Annotated in this window: 12 protein-coding genes; 6 read left to right on the top strand and 6 right to left on the bottom strand. The window is 70.8% G+C overall.

Features of this window, described 5'->3' with window-relative positions; translation table 11 throughout:
- The first annotated feature begins 11 nt into the window (after positions 1-11).
- From pknB to EIZ45_RS23950, 5 genes are all read left to right on the top strand, one after another.
- Positions 12-2030, top strand: coding sequence for a Stk1 family PASTA domain-containing Ser/Thr kinase (gene pknB / locus EIZ45_RS23970; RefSeq protein WP_043828970.1), 2019 nt, complete (start codon positions 12-14; stop codon positions 2028-2030).
- Entirely contained in the window at positions 2027-2236 is a 210-nt protein-coding gene (locus EIZ45_RS23965; protein WP_037809693.1) for a hypothetical protein, read from the top strand. The genes pknB and EIZ45_RS23965 overlap by 4 nt, the downstream gene beginning before the upstream one ends.
- Before the next feature lie 66 nt (positions 2237-2302).
- Positions 2303-3778: a flotillin family protein gene (locus EIZ45_RS23960; protein WP_134665857.1), complete on the top strand. Its 1476-nt coding sequence runs from the start codon at positions 2303-2305 to the stop codon at positions 3776-3778.
- On the top strand, positions 3778-4473 hold the full coding sequence (locus EIZ45_RS23955; protein ID WP_037809689.1) for a hypothetical protein: 696 nt from the start codon (positions 3778-3780) through the stop codon (positions 4471-4473). The genes EIZ45_RS23960 and EIZ45_RS23955 overlap by 1 nt, the downstream gene beginning before the upstream one ends.
- Positions 4474-4577: 104 nt before the next feature.
- Entirely contained in the window at positions 4578-5858 is a 1281-nt protein-coding gene (locus tag EIZ45_RS23950) for a wax ester/triacylglycerol synthase domain-containing protein (RefSeq protein WP_134665855.1), read from the top strand.
- A 45-nt stretch (positions 5859-5903) separates the two neighbouring features.
- Here EIZ45_RS23950 and EIZ45_RS23945 read toward each other — a convergent pair whose 3' ends face one another.
- The 3 genes from EIZ45_RS23945 to EIZ45_RS23935 are packed head-to-tail and all read right to left on the bottom strand — an operon-like array spanning position 5904 to position 10521.
- A complete protein-coding gene (locus EIZ45_RS23945) occupies positions 5904-7295 on the bottom strand; it encodes a class II 3-deoxy-7-phosphoheptulonate synthase (protein WP_037809686.1) in 1392 nt (463 codons plus the stop codon).
- 52 nt (positions 7296-7347) lie between these two features.
- Positions 7348-8682 (bottom strand): hypothetical protein, encoded by a 1335-nt coding sequence (locus EIZ45_RS23940; protein WP_134665853.1) that lies wholly within the window; start codon positions 8680-8682, stop codon positions 7348-7350.
- 18 nt (positions 8683-8700) lie between these two features.
- A complete protein-coding gene (locus EIZ45_RS23935; RefSeq protein WP_134665851.1) occupies positions 8701-10521 on the bottom strand; it encodes an ATP-binding protein in 1821 nt (606 codons plus the stop codon).
- Between the two features lie 133 nt (positions 10522-10654).
- On the opposite strand from EIZ45_RS23935, the gene EIZ45_RS23930 reads away from it, so the two are divergent.
- A complete protein-coding gene (locus tag EIZ45_RS23930; protein WP_134665849.1) occupies positions 10655-11542 on the top strand; it encodes an NADP-dependent oxidoreductase in 888 nt (295 codons plus the stop codon).
- Here the strand turns inward: EIZ45_RS23930 and EIZ45_RS23925 are convergent.
- The 3 genes from EIZ45_RS23925 to gltB form a co-directional block, all read right to left on the bottom strand.
- Positions 11539-11910, bottom strand: coding sequence for a MerR family transcriptional regulator (locus EIZ45_RS23925; RefSeq protein ID WP_134665847.1), 372 nt, complete (start codon positions 11908-11910; stop codon positions 11539-11541). The two genes, EIZ45_RS23930 and EIZ45_RS23925, sit on opposite strands and share 4 nt — an antisense overlap.
- Positions 11911-11973: 63 nt before the next feature.
- Complete coding sequence (locus tag EIZ45_RS23920; RefSeq protein ID WP_134665845.1) at positions 11974-13482, bottom strand: glutamate synthase subunit beta; 1509 nt, start codon at positions 13480-13482, stop codon at positions 11974-11976.
- Positions 13475-18016 (bottom strand): glutamate synthase large subunit, encoded by a 4542-nt coding sequence (gltB, locus tag EIZ45_RS23915; protein ID WP_134736072.1) that lies wholly within the window; start codon positions 18014-18016, stop codon positions 13475-13477. The genes EIZ45_RS23920 and gltB overlap by 8 nt, the downstream gene beginning before the upstream one ends.
- Between the last annotated feature and the right edge of the window lie 177 nt (positions 18017-18193).

Below are 18193 nucleotides of genomic sequence, written 5' to 3'. Positions count from 1 at the left end.
GATTGCCCACCGTGACGCGCACCCAGCCCAGCCTCGTCGGCACCCTGCTCGAACGCCGGTACCGCGTTGACCAGCTGCTGGCCAGGGGCGGGATGTCGGCTGTCTACCGGGGCCTCGACACCCGCCTGGACCGGGCGGTGGCGATCAAGATCATGGATCCGCGGTTCGCCGACGACCGGTCGTTCGTCGACCGGTTCGTGCGCGAAGCGCGTTCGGCCGCCCAGCTGCATCACCCGAACGTGGTCGCCGTGCACGACCAGGGCTTCGACACCCCGGCCGGTCAGGACGCCGGTCTCGCCTTCCTGGTGATGGAGCTGGTCAACGGCGGCACGCTGCGCGACCTGCTGGACGAACAGGGCCAGCTGGACGTCTCGCTCGCGCTGAGCGTCGCGGAGCCGGTGCTGGCCGCGCTGGCCGCCGCGCACGCCGCCGGGCTGGTGCACCGCGACGTCAAGCCCGAGAACGTGCTCATCGGCCGCAGCGGGCAGCTGGCGGGCGGCGTGGTCAAGGTCGGCGACTTCGGCCTGGTCCGCGCGGTCGCCAGCGCGGGCACCACGAGTTCGAGCGTCATCCTGGGCACCGTCGGCTACCTGGCCCCCGAACAGGTCGCCACCGGCGACACCACGGCCCGCAGCGACGTCTACTCGGCGGGCATCCTGCTGTACGAGATGCTCACCGGCCGGCTGCCCTACACCGGCGACACCGCGATCTCGGTCGCCTACCGGCACGTGAACGACGACGTCCCGCGCCCGAGCGAGCTGCGGCCGGACCTGCCGCCGGCGCTCGACGACCTGGTCCTGCGCGCCACCCGCCGCGACCCGGAGCAGCGCCCGGCCGACGGAGGCGAGTTCCTGGCGCAGCTGCAGGCCGCGCGCGCCGAGCTGGGGCTGCAGCCGGTCGCGGTGCCGGTGCCCCCGCCGCCGGACGGCGACCGCGTGTCGGACGTCGAACGCACCCTCCCGAACATCCCGGCCGTCCAGCAGAACGTGCCGGCTGACCAGCAGACCATGCCGGTCTCCGGACCTCGCGGCACGCGCGCCCTGACCCGCGCCGTGCCCGCCGCGCCGCCGCCTCCGGTACCGCCGCGTGCCGGGCCCGCCGCCGCGCCGGACGAGCCGCGGAAGCCGCGGGACAAGCGCAAGCTGATCGCGCTGGCGATCGCCGGGGTGCTCGTGCTCGGCGGGCTGATCGGCGCGTTCGCGTTCATCCTCAGCGATTCCAAGGTCACGACCACGACCGTGCCGAAGCTCGCCGGGCTGACCCAGGCCGAGGCGGGCGACCAGCTGCGCGCGGCGAAGCTGAACCCGCGCTACAGCCAGGAGTTCGACAACACGGTCGAGGCCTACAAGGTCATCAAGGTGGATCCGGCCCCGGGCACCACGCTCGACCAGGACGCCACCGTGTCCGTGGTGGTGTCCAAGGGCAAGCCGAAGGTGCCGAACATCCAGGTCGGCACCGCGCTCGACACGGCGACGAAGGCGATCCAGGAGCAGAAGCTCACCGTCGTCCAGGGCACGCCGGAGTACAGCGACACCGCGCCGCAGGGCACCGTCGTGAGCGTGAGCCCGGCGGCGGGCACCCCGGTGGACGTCGGCGGCCAGGTCACGCTGGTCCTGTCCAAGGGCCCGGAGCCGCTTCCGCCGGTCCCGGACGTGACCGGGCGGTCCAAGGACGAGGCGTTCCAGATCCTCAAGCAGGCCGGATTCCAGCCGCAGGACGGCGGCGAGGAGTTCTCGCAGACCGTGCCCGCAGGCGCGGTCACCCGCACCGACCCGGGCGCGGGCTCGCCGGGGACGAAGAAGGTCAAGGTCTACGTCTCGAACGCGGTGCAGGTCCCGGACGTCCGGTACCGCCCGTTCGACCAGGCCGCGGACGCGCTCAAGGCGGCCGGGCTCGAGGTCGACCGCAAGGGCGGCGACGGCAACGGCCACGGGCACGGCGGCTTCGACTTCGTCCTGCAGCAGGACCCGGCCCCGGGCACGTTCGTGCCGAAGGGCACCAAGGTCAAGATCCGGGGGTTCGGCGGATGATCGGCAGCCGCGGCCGGGTCACCGGCACCGTCGGGCCGGGGCTGATCGGCGAGGTGCTGCTCAGCGTCCGCGGCGGCACCGAGGCCTTCTACGCCTATCCGGCCGAGCCGGACACCACGTTCGCCGTGGGAACACCCGTTCTGGTGGTCGATTTCGAGCCCCCGCGCACGGTCTACGTGGAAAGGTGGCAACCGTTGCGCGCTTGACCGCGTCGCAGTGCTGACGGCGCCTCAGCGCCGTGCCAGCTGAATACGGAAAGTGCGGCGAGGGCTATGGAAATCTGGGTCATCGTGGTGATCGCGGTCGTGGCCGTGATCCTGCTGTTCGGGCTCCTGCGGATCCTGTACAAGGTCGCGGAGCCGAACGAAGCGCTCATCATCTCCGGCTGGGGCGTCCGGGTCGAGCGCACCGAGACCGCCGACAGCCTCGGGTTCAAGATCGTCACCGGCCGCGGCGTGAACGTGCTGCCGGGCTTCCAGACCGCGCGCAGGCTGTCGCTGGACACCCGAGGGGTGAACCTGCAGGTCTCGTGTGTGACGAAACAGGGTCTGCCGGTCACCGTGCGCGCGGTCGTGATCTACAAGGTCGGCGACGACTTCGCGTCGATCGCGAACGCCGCCCGCCGGTTCCTCGACCAGCAGAAGGGCATGAACGACACCATCCACGAGCTGTTCTCCGGCCACCTGCGGTCGATCGTGGGCGGGCTGACCATCGAGGAGATGATCCACAACCGCGACGCGCTGACCGGCGAGGTCCGCCAGTCGTCGGCCACCGAGATGATCAAGCTCGGGCTGATCGTGGACTCGCTGCAGATCCAGGAGATCGACGACGAGTCCGGCTACATCGTCAACCTCGGCAAACCGCACGCGGCCGCGATCGCCGCCTCCGCGCGGATCGCCGAGGCGCAGCGCGACCAGGAGGCGACCGAGGCCGAGCAGGTCGCCGCCGCGCGCAAGGCGGGTGCGATCCGGGAAAGCCAGATCCAGCAGGCCGGGTACCAGGCCGAGGTGGACCAGGCCAAGGCGAAGGCGAGCCAGTCCGGTCCGCTGGCCGAGGCGACCGCGCGCCAGGAGGTCGTGGTCCAGGAGACCAGGGCCGCCGAACTCGAGGCGGCGCTGTCCGAGCAGCGGCTGCAGTCGCAGGTCCGCAAGCCGGCCGACGCGAAGGCGTACGAAACGCGCACCACGGCGGACGCGGAACGCGACGCGCAAATCGCCCGCGCGCAGGCACAGGCGAAGGAAACCGAGCTGCGGGCCGGTGCGGACGCGACCCGGGTCAAGACGGCGGCGGACGCTGAAGCGCAGGCCACGAAGGCGCGGGCGGAAGCCAGCGCGAGTGCGACGAAGGCCACTGGCGAGGCGGAAGCGGCGGCGGCCAAGGCGAAGGGTCTCGCGGACGCCGAGGCGGCGAAAGCCAAGGGTCTGGCCGAAGCCGAAGCGGCGAAAGCGAAGGGGCTCGCCGAGGCCGAGTCGATCAAGGCGCGCGCGGCCGCACTGGCGGAGAACCAGGAGGCTGTGGTAGCACAACAGCTGGCCGAGCGCTGGCCGGAGATCGTCGAAGCGGGCGCGCAGGCCTTCGGCAATGTCGACCACATGGTGGTCCTGAACGGCGCGGACGGGATGTCGGACATGTTCACCAAGGCGCTCTCCCTCGGCGGCACGGGCCTCGGCCTCGCCCGCCAGCTGATGGACGCCATGGGCCCCAAGCAGTCCGGTTCCGACGGCAGCGTCGCCCCTCGCGAGGACTGATGAGCTTCTTCACGGACGGTCCTCGCGAGCGCCCCCTGTTCCCGGTCCGGGAACGGGAGCTGTTCGGCTACGAGGGCCGTCCGTGGACGGGCCCGCCCGCCGACCACATCGTGCCCGCGCTGGTGCCGTGGGCGACGCCGCTGGGCCGGTCCGAGCGCACCATCGTGGCGCTGCGCGCGGTCGAGGTGTGGCCGGAGGCGATGACGCTGCGGATCGCGGTGTATTCGCGCGACCGCATGGACGGCGCGCCGCTGATCGGCCACCGGCGCGTCCCGGACTACAACTCGCTGCTGGTCGGCGTGCTGTTCCCGGACGGCGGACGGGCCAGTTCCGAAACCGTTTCGGTGCCGAGCGCGGGCGAACCGCACGAGCCGGTGCTGCGCGTCGAGGAAGGCAGCGGGTCGGAGTTCCGCTACGAGCATCCGGTGTTCGTGTGGCCGCTGCCCAGCGCCGGTCCGCTGAAGGTGATCGTGCAGTGGCTCGACCGCGAGATCGCCGAAACGCACACCAAACTCGACGGCGGACGGCTGCGTGCCGCCGCGCTCGAAGCCAGCGAGCTGTGGCCCGGGCTGCCGAAGCGGCCGGGCAACGGCGTCGCGATGCGCCAGATCGCCGCCGAGGTCACCGAGGCGGGCGGCCCCGGCCCGGCCGCCGGGCCCGGTCTGCCGCAGCGGCGGCGCTCCACGGGCGAGTGAAATTCCGCGGAATTAGCGTCCTCGCAACATCACGGCCGTGCGCCGGTCACACCTGGGTAGTGTCGTTGCATTCGCCCTCGACGTCCGACGTTGGAAGGTGGACCATGGCGCCTGCCCCGCTCAGCTCGCTCGATGTCGCTTTTCTTTGCCTCTCCAGGGAAACCGCGCCGATGCAGATGGGCGCGGCGCTGGTTTTCGCACCGGAGGAGGCGGTCGATCCGGACCGGCTGACCGCGCTGCTCGCGCGCCGGGCGGCGGATATTCCGCCGCTGCGCCGGAAAATCCGCGCCGGGCTCTTCCCGCCCGGCTCCGCGACGTGGGTGGACGACCCGGATTTCCGGGCAGTGCACCACATCCGGCACCACCGGCTCACTACGCTGTACGACCCGGACCCGCTGCCGGAGTTCGCGGCGAGGTGGATCGCCGAACCGCTCGACCCGCACCGTCCGTTGTGGGAACTCACTGTGGTGACCGGCTTTCCGGACGGAAGCTTCGCGGTGCTGCTCAAACTGCACCACGCGTTGACTGACGGGGCGGGCGCGTACGCCGTCACGGCCGGGCTTCTGGACGGATTGCCGATTGCGCAGCCCGCACCGGTGATTCCGCAGCCGCGTTCGCCGCTGAGCGCGGTGCGGGACACGTGGGAGACAGCGGGAATCGCGTCGTCGGTGGTCCGGGCGGCGCGTCCGCCGTGCCTGCCGCTGGCTGCACCCGCCACCGCCGAACGACGCCTCGGTTTCACCCGGCTGGCGTCGTCCGATCTTCGCCGGATCCGGCGAACGCACGGCGGCACCACCAACGACGTGGTACTCGCGGTGCTTTCCGGCGCGTTGCGCGAATGGCTCGTCAACCGCGGCATTCGCGCGACGGGACGGTCGGTGCGCGCGCTGATTCCCGTGAGCGTGCGCGGGAGGGCGGCCGAGCAACGGGGCGGGAACAAGCTTTCCGGCTATTTGTGCGATCTGCCGATCGGAATGGACGATCCGGTGCGGCGACTGGCCGAAGTGCGCGCCTCGATGGCACGCAACAAAGCCGCTGGCCCTGCTCGCGGCGCCGGGGCGTTTCCGCTGTTGGCTGACCGGATGCCCGCGGCACTGCACCGGCTCGGGACGCGGACTGCGGGGTTGGCCGCGCCGTTGCTGTTCGACCTGGTGGTGACGACCGTTCCGGTGCCGCGCGCCCGGCACGCGCTCGACGGTGCGCCGCTGACGCAGGTGTATCCGTTCGTGCCGTTGGCCCCGCGCCAGGCGGTGGGGATCGCGGTCGCGCCTTATCGCGACAGTGTCCACATCGGACTGCAGGCGAACGCGGAGGCGGTGGCGGATCTGGGGTCGCTGCGGGACGCGGTGGCCAAGTCGGCGGCCGAGTTGCTGGACGTCTCGTGAGTGTTGATCACGGTTAGAACCGTGATCAACACTCACGAGCTGTGGTCAGCCGCGCAGCATCTCCGCCACGAGGAAGGCCAGTTCCAGCGACTGCTGGGTGTTGAGCCGCGGGTCGCAGGCGGTCTCGTAGCGGCCGGAGAGGTCGACGTCGGAGATTTCCTGTGCGCCGCCGAGGCATTCGGTGACGTCCTCGCCGGTCAGTTCGACGTGGATGCCGCCCGGGTAGGTGCCGAGCTTGTGGTGCACCTCGAAGAAGCCCTGGACCTCGTCGACGATGCGGTCGAAGTGCCGGGTCTTGTAGCCGGTGGACGACTCGTGCGTGTTGCCGTGCATCGGGTCGCACTGCCAGATGACCTTGTGCCCGGACGATTCGACCTTCTCCACGATGGCGGGCAGCACCTCGCGGACCTTGCCGTTGCCCATCCGGGAGATCAGCGTGAGCCGCCCCGGCTCGTTGCGCGGGTCGAGGCGCTCGACGTACTCCAGGGCCTGTTCCGGCGTGGTCGTCGGGCCGATCTTGAGGCCGATCGGGTTCGACAGCAGTTCGGCGAACGCGATGTGCGCGCCGTCGAGCTGGCGGGTGCGCTCGCCGATCCACAGGAAGTGCGAGGACAGGTTGTACAGCTTCGGGTTCGCCGCGTCGGCCTGGTCCAGCCGCAGCATCGCGCGCTCGTAGTCGAGCAGCAGCGCCTCGTGGCTGGCGAAGATCTCGGTGTACTGCAGCGACGTGTCGGTGACGCCGCAGGCGTTCATGAACCGCAGGCCGCGGTCGATCTCGGCGGCGAGCGCCTCGTACCGCTCCCCCGCCGGCGACGAGGACACGAAGTCCTTGTTCCAGTCGTGCACCTGGTGCAGGTCGGCCATGCCGGCCCCGGTGAGCGCGCGGACCAGGTTCATCGCCGCGCCCGCGTTCGCGTAGGCGCGGATCATCCGGCCCGGGTCCGGCACCCGCAGCTCCGGCTTGGCGACGAGCGAGTTGATGATGTCGCCGCGGTAGACCGGCAGCCCGAGCGCGTCGGTGCCGGACGAGCGCGGCTTCGCGTACTGGCCCGCGATCCGGCCGACCTTCACCACCGGCAGGCTGGCCCCGTAGGTGAGCACGACGGCCATCTGCAGCAGCGTGCGCAGGTTCGCCCGGATGTGCGGTTCGGTGTTGGACTCGAACGTCTCCGCGCAGTCCCCGCCCTGCAGCAGGAACGCCTCCCCGCGGGCCACCATGGCGAGCCGGCTCTTCAACCGGTCGATCTCGGCGGGCACGGTGATCGGCGGCACGCTCTCCAGCACGCCGCGCACCCGCTTGGCCAGCGCGGCGTCCGGCCACTCCGGCTGCTGCGCGGCGGGCAGCGACAAGGCGGTGTCGAGGCGGTCCCGCAGCTCAGGAGGCAACGGCGGCAGCTCGGGGAGAGTGTCTACGGGAACGTCGACTGTCCAGTTCACGCGTCTCAGGATAGGGTCTGCCGCCTTTGCCCGGGCCGGTGGGCGGCGAGGGTCACGCGTCCGGGGCGTCTTCGCGGTACAGGGCGCCGAATCGGTCGGCCACGTCCAGCAGACCTGCGAGTTCGGCTGTTTCAAGGGCTGGGACGATGACCGACCAGTGGTCGAGGCTGACCGCTTCGGCGAGGATCCGGCGGCGCTCGTCCGGCGGGGCGGCGGCGGAGATCTCGACCAGCAGACGGGCGCGGTCGTCGGCGGGTTCGACGAGACGGGTCCGGGCGAGTGCGCGGGGCAGGTCGTGCTTGGCCAGTTCCGGCAGGAACGCCAGGGTGAGCCGTTCCCGTTCCTGATCGCTTTCGACGCTCTCGAAGACAGCCTCGGCCTGGTCGAGGTGCCCCGCCGAGGCCAGGCCGCGGACCAGGATCCGCCGGGCGGATGCGCGGCTCCCCTCCTTCAGGTATCCGCACAGCTCGAGGGCCGCGGCGACCTCGCCGCGCACCGCCAGGTCCTCGATCGCGTCCTCGATCGCCAACTCGGAGTTGGCGTCCTCCTCGCCACCGGCGGCCACCAATTCGACGACCTCGGCGGGGTCGCCCACCGCGGCCAGCATCACGACGGCCGCGGGCCAGCGGCGCGCGGCGAAGTGCCGGTCCGAGGGCGTCTCCCTCATCCTGGTCCGGACGTACTCCGCGATCCGGGCCAGCGCGGCCTGGTCGCCGTCGGCCCGGAGCCTGCGGGCGAGCAGGATCACGGGTTCCCGCATCGCCGACCAGAATTCGACGCCGCGGATCAGCCTCTCGGCGATCAGCGGATCTCCCTTTTCCGCGAGAAGGCACGCCAGCGACTTGATTTCCCCCAGTCCCTGCCATTCCGAGCGCACCAGAGGAGCGAGCAGTTCGGCCCGGCGGACGTCGCCTGCCGCGGCGACGGTTGTGCTCAGCGCACCGATCGCCGCTACCGCCCGCCGATCGTCCGCCGGACGGCGAGTCATTGACTCCGCCCGCTCCGCCGCCTCGTGCGCGCGGGCGCGGTCCCCGGTCGCCAGCAGCGCGTCCGCCAGGGATACGAACCGATCCGCGTCGCCTTGCAGTTCGAGGGCCGACCGGCGGATGGAGAGGTGCCGGGCAGCCCACTGGAAGGCCTGGTCGGGCTGGCCCGCGGCCACGAGTGCCTGGACGAACCGGTTCACCGCGTTGCGCCGGGCGAAGGGGTCGGTCATCGCATCGAGTACCGCGGGAATGTCCGCCAGCCTGCCCGTCCCGGCCAGGAAATCGATCAGGACGGGCACCAGCGTGTGCTCGCGGTGCACCTCGGCGGATCTCGCTTCGACAGCTGCGACCGGGTCGTCCGCCGCGGCCAATTCTGCGGTGACGTCGAGGCGGAACAGCACTCCGGACGCGCCGTGCTCCTACGCGAAGGCGCGTGCCCGCTCGACCTCGCCCCGCTGGGCGAGCCGCTGGGCGATCTCCGCGAACGTCGCGTCCCGGCTCAGGTCGCGAGTCACCGCGCCAGCCAGTTCCGCGGCCACGGCCACGTCGTCGACAGCCTGCACCGCCAGTTCGCTCAGTGTCCGGTCCCGGAGGTCTTCGCGGGAAATCTCCCTGGCCAGCTGCCCGGCCCGGGAGAGGTCCGGTTCGGCGACGGCGGCGATCCGCCGTCGTTGATCCGCGCTGACCCGCCCGGCGATCCGCGCGGCCGCTTCGGGCTTCCCGCCGTACCCCAATCCGACCGCGGTTTCCGCGAGCAGGGAGTCGCGCAGCTCCGGATCGTGCTCGTCGTCGGCCAGTTGCTCGGCTCGCTCCGGCTGTCCGGCGCGGACCAGCTCACCGGACAGCTCGAGCAGTGCTCGCCTGCGCGAAACGGGATCGGTCATGGACTGCGCCAGCGCCACGGCGTGGTCGAACTGCCCCAGCGCGGCCCACACCGCGGGCAGCCGCACCGGCGTGGTCTTGTTGCGGTCGCGGAAATTGTCCCGGTACGTGTCGAGCGTGACGAGCCGGACGAGGTCGGGATCGTCGGACGCGAGCAGAGCCGCGCGGGCGGCGTCCAGCTCCCCCATTGCGGCCAGGTCGCCGCCGGAGACGTCCAGCAGGCGTTCGTGCCTCGCAGGGTCTCCCGCGAGATCTACTAGCGCCGTCGCGTCGCCGCTTTCCTGGACCAGCCGGAAGTAGCCGCGCAGCAGGAATTGGGGAGTGTCCGGCGGCCAGCCCGCCGACCGGTATCCGGCGGCCCATTCGTCGATTGCCGCGCGGTACCGGGACAGTTCGCCGCCGAGGGCGTCGACCGCCTCGCGTTGCAGGTTCTCGTGGCCCAGCAGGAAAACCGCCGGGGCCTCGCGGGGTCGCCAATGCGCTGGGCGACGGGTGAACGAACGGCTCGCCACACTGTTCAAAACCCGTTCGACGTCGCGTGGGCGCCGCTGGGTCAGCTGCGCCAGGTCGTCGCTGCTGAGCCCGCCGCGAGCCGCGACCAAGAAGCCCAGCAGGTCCTCTTGGTCGCGGAGCAGTGCGTCTAACTCTTGCTCCATATCGGCCTTCGCCGCGACGGCTGCGGGCGAAGGCGCCAGGGAACGCTCGATTCCGGGATCCCGCAAGGGATGATCACCGCGCACGTCGGGCGGGACGCCGGGGTTGAGGCGGCTCGCGACGATCACGCGGAGACCGTTTTCGGGGAACGGCAGCAGCGCGGCGATGCTGTGGCCGCCGGAGCTGGCCCCACGATCCTCGTCCAGTCCGTCGACGACCAGTACCAAGCGCTCGCCGCGGTTTCGGCAGTGTGCGGCGGCTTCGGCGAAGACCGCGTTGAGGTTTCGCGCCTCGGGGTCTTTCGCCGCGCCCAGGACTTCGGCCAGTTGCTCCTGGACGACGTCTACGAACGCCTCACGCGTGTCGTCGCCGAGCGAACGCGCCGTGACGAAGAACGACACCACTCGCACTCCCTCGGGCGGCGAGAGGACGAACGAGGCCATCAGAGCCGACTTACCGGTCCAGGGAGCCGCGCGCCACCACACGTACGCGGGAGCGTCGTCCGGGGCGGTGCAGAAGCGGGCGAGTTCAGCCAGTTCCGTTTCGCGGCCGACGAGCTGGTCCGGGGCCACCTGGCGCACCCATTGCCGGTAGCGGGACCGGGCGGACGGGTGCGCGTGGACGACGACCGAGTCGGCGTGGCCCACCTGCACGACCTTGCCCGTGACCGGGCCCAAGACCTGGTTCGTGATCCGTTCGTCCACCTGGGCGTCCCCCTCCGACGCGGTTCAGCTTCGCACGAACCGTGTCGGCCGGGTCACATTGGCTGGAAGGTGACACTGGTGTCAAGAAATAGCGTCGTTCCCGAACCGAGCCTGCCGCGGAAGGGACAAGCGAATGAGCACTGCCTTGGGATACCGGGCATTCGGCGCTGCCGACGTCCAGGAGTTCTTCGACCGGCCTGACCCGGTGCCCGGCCCCGCCGAGGTGCTGGTCCGGGTCGCGGCCGCGGGGGTGAATCCGCTCGATCATCTGCTGCGGTCCGGGCACGTCCCCGACCTGAACGGGCGCCTGCCGTTCCCTCAGGTCATCGGGATGGAAGCGGCGGGAACGGTGCTCGCCGCGGGAGAAGACGTGACCGGCCTCGACGTCGGCGACCGGGTCACCGGGTTCGCGCTGACCGGCGCGGGGACGTACGCGGAAACGACGCTGCTGCTCGGCGAGTCCACCGCCCGCATTCCCGACGCTCTCCCGTGGACCTGGGCGGCGACCATTCCCGTCGCGGGCACCACGGCGCTGGACGTGCTCGACCAGCTCGATCTGCCGAAGGGCGCGTCGCTTCTGGTGAACGGGATCGGCGGGGGCGTCGGCATCGCGTTGGCGCAGCTGGCGCGGGACCGGGGGCTCGTCGTTACAGGCACGGGCAGCACGGCCAAGCGGCCTCTCGCGGCGAAGTACGGCGCTGCGTTCGTCGACTACACGACGGAAAGCGTCGAGGGCAGTTTCGACGCCGTGGTCGACACCGTTGGCGGCCAGTCCCTTCGCGACGTCGCGCCGTTAGGGAAGAAGCTCGTCGCGGTCGGAGATGCGTCGGTGACCGAACTCGGCGGCGAATTCGTCCGTCGTCGGCTCGACCGGGCGAGTCTGGAACGGGTCGCTGAGCTGATGGCCGAAGGGCGGCTCGATCCGAACATCACCGGGACCTATCCGCTCGCACGGGCGCATGAAGCGTTGGCGCTGGTCGAGTCCCGGCATGCCGCGGGCAAGCTAGTCATCAGCATCTAGCACGAGACGGACTCGCCTTGCCGGTACCGGGTGTTCGCCTCGATCAGCACGTCCAGCGCGGCGCGGGCGTCGGCGAGGCGGGCGATGTCGGCGGTCAGCCGGTCGCGTTCGGACACCATGGTGGTGAAAGCGTCTTCGATGACGGCCGCGTCGTCGCTGTGCACGCAGGGCAGCAGCCGGGCGATCACCTTGCTGTGCAAGCCCGCGGCGAACAACCGGCGGATCAGTTCGACCCGTTCGACCTCGGTCGCCAGGTAATGCCGCTGCCCGCCCGCGGACCGGGTGCTGTGCACCAGGCCCTGCTGCTCGTAGTACCGCAGCGAGCGGGCGCTGACCCCGGTCTTCCGGGCTAATTCACCGATTCGCACGCTCTCCAGCGTAAAGAAACGGGCCCCGGCGCGCCGTTGCGCCGGGGCCCGAGCTCGAGCCGATCACACCACCGCGAGCGGCAATGCGGTCGGGTGCACCGGAGCGGGAAGGTCCGAAGCACCGGTCAGGAAGGTGTCCACCGCGGCCGCCACCGAGCGGCCTTCCGCGATGGCCCACACGACCAGCGACGCGCCGCGGTGGGCGTCGCCGCAGACGAAGACCCCGGGGGTTTCCGTCTGCCAGTCCGCGCCGCACGACAGGGTGCCGCGGCGGGTCAGGGTCAGGTCGAGGCCTTCCAGCAGCGGCATTTCCTCGACGCCTTCGAAGCCGATCGCCAGCAGGACCAGGTCCGCGGGCAGCGTTTCGACCGCGTCGTTCACCGGGATGACCTCGCGGCGGCCGGTTTCCGGGTCCTTCTGCACGCGGACTTCCTGCAGTTCCACGGCTTTGACGTGCCCGTTGCCGTCGTCGACGAACTGCTTGACCGCCACCGCGAACTTCCGCTCGCCCGCCTCCTCGTGCGCCGGGTAGGTGCGCAGGATGTAGGGCCAGGTCGGCCACGGCGAACGTTCGTCGTCGCGGATTTCCGGCGGCGTCGGGTACTGGTCGAGCTGCGTGACCGACAGCGCGCCCTGCCGGGTGGCGGTGCCGTAGGAGTCCGCGCCGGTGTCGCCGCCGCCGATGATCACGACGTGCTTGCCGTTCGCGTCGACCGGGGACGGGCCGTCGCCCTCCACGAACTTGTTGGCGGGCACCAGGTGTTCCATCGCCAGGTGGATGCCCTGCAGCGAACGGCCCGGCGTGGTGCGGTCGTCGCGGCCGCGCAGGGCGCCGACGGCGAGCACGACCGCGTCGTACTGCGCGCGCAGGTCTTCCACCGTCAGGTCGACACCGACCTCGCAGCCGGTGACGAACTTCGTGCCCTCCTTGCGCAGCTGCGCGAGGCGCCGGTCGAGGACCTTCTTCTCCATCTTGAACTCGGGAATCCCGTACCGCAGCAGGCCGCCGAGCCGGTCGTCCCGTTCGAACACGGTGACCTCGTGGCCCGCGCGGGTCAGCTGCTGCGCCGCGGCGAGCCCGGCCGGGCCGGAGCCGACGACGGCCACCTTGCGGCCCGAGGACACCTCGGAGACCTGCGGCTGCACGTATCCGGCTTCCCACGACTGCGCCGCGATCGTCTCCTCGACGCGCTTGATCGCCACCGGCCCGCCGGACAACGGCGAAATCGACAGCACGCAGCCCGCCTCGCACGGTGCGGGGCACAGCTTCCCGGTGAACTCCGGGAAATTGTTGGTGGCGTGCAAGCGATCGCTGGCCGCCGCCCAGTCGCCGCGGCGGACGAGGTCGTTCCATTCCGGGATCAGATTGCCCAGCGGACAGCCGGAACCGCCGGAGTGGCAGAACGGGATGCCGCAGTCCATGCACCGCGACGCCTGCGTGCGCACCTGCTCGTTGCGCTCTTCGGGCGCGACGTCCGCGTAGACCTCGCCCCACGAGGAAAGCCGTTCCTCGTAGGACTTCTTCTTCGGTTCTTGCCGTTCGTGCTTCAGAAAACCGGTGGGGTCAGCCACGAGCCGCCTCCATGATCGCTTCGTCGACATCGCGGCCGGCGGCGCGTGCCGCCTTCGCCGCATCGAGGACCCGCTGGTAATCGCGCGGCATCACCTTGGTGAACGCCGCCGCGCGCCGGGTCCAGTCGCCCAGGAGCGACGCGGCCACGGCCGAGCGGGTGAGGTCGTGGTGCTGCTGCACGATCTGCTTGAGCCAGGCCAGATCCTCCGGAGCGGGCGGAAGCAGGTCCACCATCTCCCGGTTGACCTTCGCCGGGTCCAGGTCGAGCACGTACGCGGTGCCGCCGGACATGCCGGCCGCCAGGTTCCGCCCGGTCGGGCCGAGCACCACCGCGCGGCCGCCGGTCATGTACTCGAACGCGTGGTCGCCCACGCCCTCGGCCACGACCGTCGCACCGGAGTTGCGGACGCAGAACCGCTCGCCGACCTGCCCGCGCAGGAACAGCTCGCCCGACGTCGCGCCGTAGGCCAGCGTGTTGCCCGCGATCGTCTGCTGTTCGGCGGCGAAGCTCGCTTCCGGATGCGGGCGGACCACGATCCGGCCGCCGGACAGGCCCTTGCCGACGTAGTCGTTGGCGTCGCCGACCATTTCCAGCGTGATGCCGCGCGGCAGGAACGCGCCGAGCGACTGCCCGGCCGAACCGGTGAGCCGCACGTGGATCGTGCCCTCCGGCAGGCCCTCGCCGCCGTAACGGCGGGTGATCTCCGAGCCCAGCAGCGTGCCGACGGTGCGGTTCACGTTGCGCACCGGCAGTTCCAGGCGCACCGGATGCGCGTCCTCCAGCGCCGCCTCGGCGAGCTGGATGAGCGTGCGGTCGAGTGCGTGCGCCAGACCGTGGTCCTGCTCGCGCACACGCCGCTTCGCACCGCCGTACGGCGTCTCCGCGGGCATCTCGAAGACCGGGCTGAGGTCGAGCCCGGAGGCCTTCCAATGCTGCACGGCCTCGTCGGTGTCGAGCATCTCGGCGTGCCCGATCGCCTCGTCGAGCGTGCGGAATCCCAGCTGTGCCAGGGTTTCCCGCACCTCTTCGGCGACGAACTCGAAGTACCGCACCACGTGGTCGGCCTGTCCGGTGTAGCGCTTGCGCAGCTCCGGGCTCTGCGTGGCGACGCCGACCGGGCACGTGTCGAGGTGGCAGACGCGCATCATGATGCAGCCCGCGACCACCAGCGGCGCGGTCGCGAAGCCGTACTCCTCGGCGCCGAGCAGCGCCGCGATCACGACGTCGCGGCCGGTCTTCATCGCACCGTCCACCTGGACCGTGATCCGGTCGCGCAAACCGTTGAGCAGCAACGTCTGCTGCGTTTCGGCGAGCCCGATCTCCCACGGCGTGCCGGCGTGCTTGAGCGAGTTCATCGGCGACGCGCCGGTGCCGCCGTCGTGCCCGGAAATCAGCACGACGTCCGCGTGCGCCTTGGACACGCCCGCCGCGACCGTGCCGACGCCCAGCGAGGACACCAGCTTCACGTGGATGCGGGCCTGCTCGTTGGCGTTCTTGAGGTCGTGGATCAGCTGCGCCAGGTCCTCGATGGAGTAGATGTCGTGGTGCGGCGGCGGGGAAATCAGCCCGACGCCCGGCGTCGAATGCCGTGTGCGGGCGATCCACGGGTACACCTTGTTCGGCGGCAGCTGCCCGCCTTCGCCCGGCTTCGCGCCCTGCGCCATCTTGATCTGGATGTCGTCGGCGTTGACGAGGTACTCGCTCGTGACGCCGAACCGGCCCGACGCGACCTGCTTGATCGCGCTGCGCCGCTGCGGGTCGTAGAGCCGCTCCGGGTCTTCGCCGCCTTCGCCGGTGTTGGACCGGCCGCCGATGCGGTTCATCGCGATGGCGAGGGTTTCGTGCGCCTCCGCCGAAATCGAGCCGTACGACATCGCCCCGGTGTTGAACCGGCGCAGGATCGCCGACGCGGGTTCGACCTCGTCCAGCGGGATCGGCTCGCGCGCGCCGTCGCGGAACTTGAACAGCCCGCGCAGCGTGCCGCCCTCGCGGTAGAGCCGGTGCACCTCGTCGGTGTACTTGCGGTACACCTCGTCGCGCCCGGTCTTCGACGCGTGCTGCAGCAGGAACACCGTCTCCGGCGTGAACAGGTGCAGCTCGCCCTCGCGGCGGTACGCGTACTCGCCGCCGGTGTCGAGTCCACGATGGACCCGGTCGGTCGGGTTGTCCGGATACGCCCGGCGGTGCCGCACCGCGACCTCCTCGGCGAGCACCTCCATCCCGACGCCGCCGAGCTTCGACGACGTTCCGGTGAAGTACTCGTCGAGCAGTTCCTGGCTCAGGCCAAGGGATTCGAAGACCTGCGCCGCGGTGTACGCGCCGACTGTCGAGATGCCCATTTTGGACATGATCTTCAGGACGCCCTTGACGAGCGCCTGCACGTAGCTGCGGATCGCCTTCGCCGGCTCGATGCCGGTGATCGCGCCCTGGCTGATCATGTCTTCGATGGTTTCGAAGGCCAGGTACGGGTTCACCGCCGCCGCGCCGTAGCCCAGCAGCAGCGCGATGTGGTGCACCTCGCGGGCGTCGCCGGTCTCCACGACCAGCGCGACGCGCAGCCGCTCCTTGGTGCGCACGAGATGGTGGTGCACCGCGGAAACCAGCAGCAGCGACGGGATCGGCGCCATCCGGTGGTCGGAATCGCGGTCGGACAGCACGAGCGTGCGCGCGCCCGCCGCGATCGCCTCGGACGCGTCGCGCCGCACCCGCTCGATCGCCGCCGCCAGCGCGTCCGCCCCGCCGTCCACTTCGTACAGTCCGGAAAGGACAGTGCAGGCGAAACCGGGCAGATCGCCGTCGTCGTTGATGTGGATGAGCTTGGCCAGCTCGTCGTTGTCGATCACCGGATACGGCAGGTTCAGGTGCCGGCACGACGCGGGCCCCGGCGCGAGCAGGTTGCGCTCCGGCCCCATGATCCGGCTCATCGACGTGACCAGCTCTTCGCGGATCGCGTCCAGCGGCGGGTTGGTCACCTGCGCGAAGTTCTGCTTGAAATAGTCGTACAGCAGCCGGGAGCGCTTGGAGAGCACCGCGACCGGGGTGTCCGACCCCATCGACCCGATCGGCTCGGCCCCGTTGGCGGCCATGGGCGCGAGCAGGATCTTCAGTTCTTCTTCGGTGTAGCCGAAAGCGAGCTGGCGGCGCAGCACCGAATCGTGGCTCTGCACGACGTGGTCGCGATCGGGCAGCTCGGCGATCTTCAGCAGGCCGGCGTGCAGCCAGTCGCTGTACTGCTGCTTGCGCGCCAGCGCGGACTTGACCTCTTCGTCGTCCACGATCCGGCCCGCGGCGGTGTCCACGAGGAACATCCGGCCCGGCTGCAACCGGCCCTTCGCGACGACGTTTTCCGGTGCCACGTCGAGGACTCCGGCCTCGCTGGCGAGCACCACGCGGTCGTCGGCGGTGCGCCACCAGCGCGCCGGGCGCAGCCCGTTGCGGTCGAGCACCGCGCCGACGAGCGTGCCGTCGGTGAAGGTGACGCACGCCGGGCCGTCCCACGGCTCCATCAGGCTGGCGTGGAACTGGTAGAAAGCGCGCCGTTCCGGATCCATCGAGGTGTGGTTCTCCCACGCCTCCGGGATCATCATCAGCACCGCGTGCGGCAGCGAGCGGCCCGCGAGGTGGAGCAGCTCCAGCACCTCGTCGAAGGACGCCGAGTCCGACGCGTCGGCCGAGCAGATCGGGTACAGCCGGGAAAGATCGCCCGGCAGCAGGTCGGATTCGAGCAGCGCCTCGCGGGCGCGCATCCGGTTGCGGTTGCCGCGGATCGTGTTGATCTCGCCGTTGTGGGCCACGAACCGGAACGGGTGCGCGAGCGGCCACGACGGGAAAGTGTTGGTGGAGAACCGGGAGTGCACGAGCGCGATCGCGCTGGCGAGCCGGGAATCGCGCAGATCGGGGAAGAACCGCGGCAGCTGCTCGGGAGTGAGCATGCCTTTGTAGACGATCGTGCGCGCGGACAGCGACGGGAAGTACGTGCCGCAGCCGGAAGCGAGGCTCTCGTGCTCGACGCGCTTGCGCAGGCAGAAGGCCAGCCGGTCCAGCTCCAGGCCGGTTTCGCCGTGCGGGGACGACACGAACAGCATCGCGAAGCGCGGCATCACCGAACGCGCGGTGGGGCCGATGTCCGCGCCGTCGGCGTCCACCGGGACCTCGCGCCAGCCGAGGACGGCGAGCCCTTCCTCGGCCGCGATCCGTTCGGCGAGCCCGATCGCCTTGCGGCGCTGCTCGTCGTCGGAGGGCAGGAAAGCGATCCCGGCGGCGTAGGCGCCGGTGGGAGGCAACGGGAAACCCGCCTCGGCGCGCAGCAGTTCGTCGGGCAGCTGCAGCAGGATCCCGGCGCCGTCGCCGCTCGTCGGCTCGGCTCCCGCGGCTCCGCGGTGGTCGAGATTCGTGAGCGCGGCGAGACCGTCGGTGACGATGCCGTGCGTGCGGCGGCCCTGGACGTCGGCGACCATGGCGACGCCGCAGGAATCCTGCTCGGTGTCCGGGTCGTACAGACCCTGCTTGCCGGGGATGGCGGAGAAGATCATGGAAAAGGGACCTCCTTCGTCGTTTCGTGCGGTGGCCGGCGAACCGGCCGCGGGGAGCGCACGGGACGACGATGGCCCGCTTGTTAGCGCGACTTTAACACCTGGGAAACACCCCAGCAGCGCCTCGGAGCTCCCCGAACGGGGAAGAACGGTAACGATCCGGCAGCGCGGAACGAC

Origin of the sequence: Amycolatopsis sp. CFH S0740, from assembly GCF_004522315.1 — a bacterium.
GTDB classification, from domain to species: domain Bacteria; phylum Actinomycetota; class Actinomycetes; order Mycobacteriales; family Pseudonocardiaceae; genus Amycolatopsis; species Amycolatopsis nivea.
Note: the sequence above shows the minus strand (reverse complement) of the source record. Positions and strands in the feature narration are given on the sequence as shown.

Excerpts from the sequence above, each read along its gene's own strand:
- EIZ45_RS23965 (WP_037809693.1), top strand. The coding sequence starts at position 2,027 with ATGATCGGCAGCCGCGGCCGGGTCACCGGCACCGTCGGGCCGGGGCTG.
- EIZ45_RS23960 (WP_134665857.1), top strand. The coding sequence starts at position 2,303 with ATGGAAATCTGGGTCATCGTGGTGATCGCGGTCGTGGCCGTGATCCTG.
- EIZ45_RS23955 (WP_037809689.1), top strand. The coding sequence starts at position 3,778 with ATGAGCTTCTTCACGGACGGTCCTCGCGAGCGCCCCCTGTTCCCGGTC.
- EIZ45_RS23950 (WP_134665855.1), top strand. The coding sequence starts at position 4,578 with ATGGCGCCTGCCCCGCTCAGCTCGCTCGATGTCGCTTTTCTTTGCCTC.
- EIZ45_RS23930 (WP_134665849.1), top strand. The coding sequence starts at position 10,655 with ATGAGCACTGCCTTGGGATACCGGGCATTCGGCGCTGCCGACGTCCAG.
- gltB (WP_134736072.1), bottom strand. The coding sequence starts at position 18,016 with ATGATCTTCTCCGCCATCCCCGGCAAGCAGGGTCTGTACGACCCGGAC.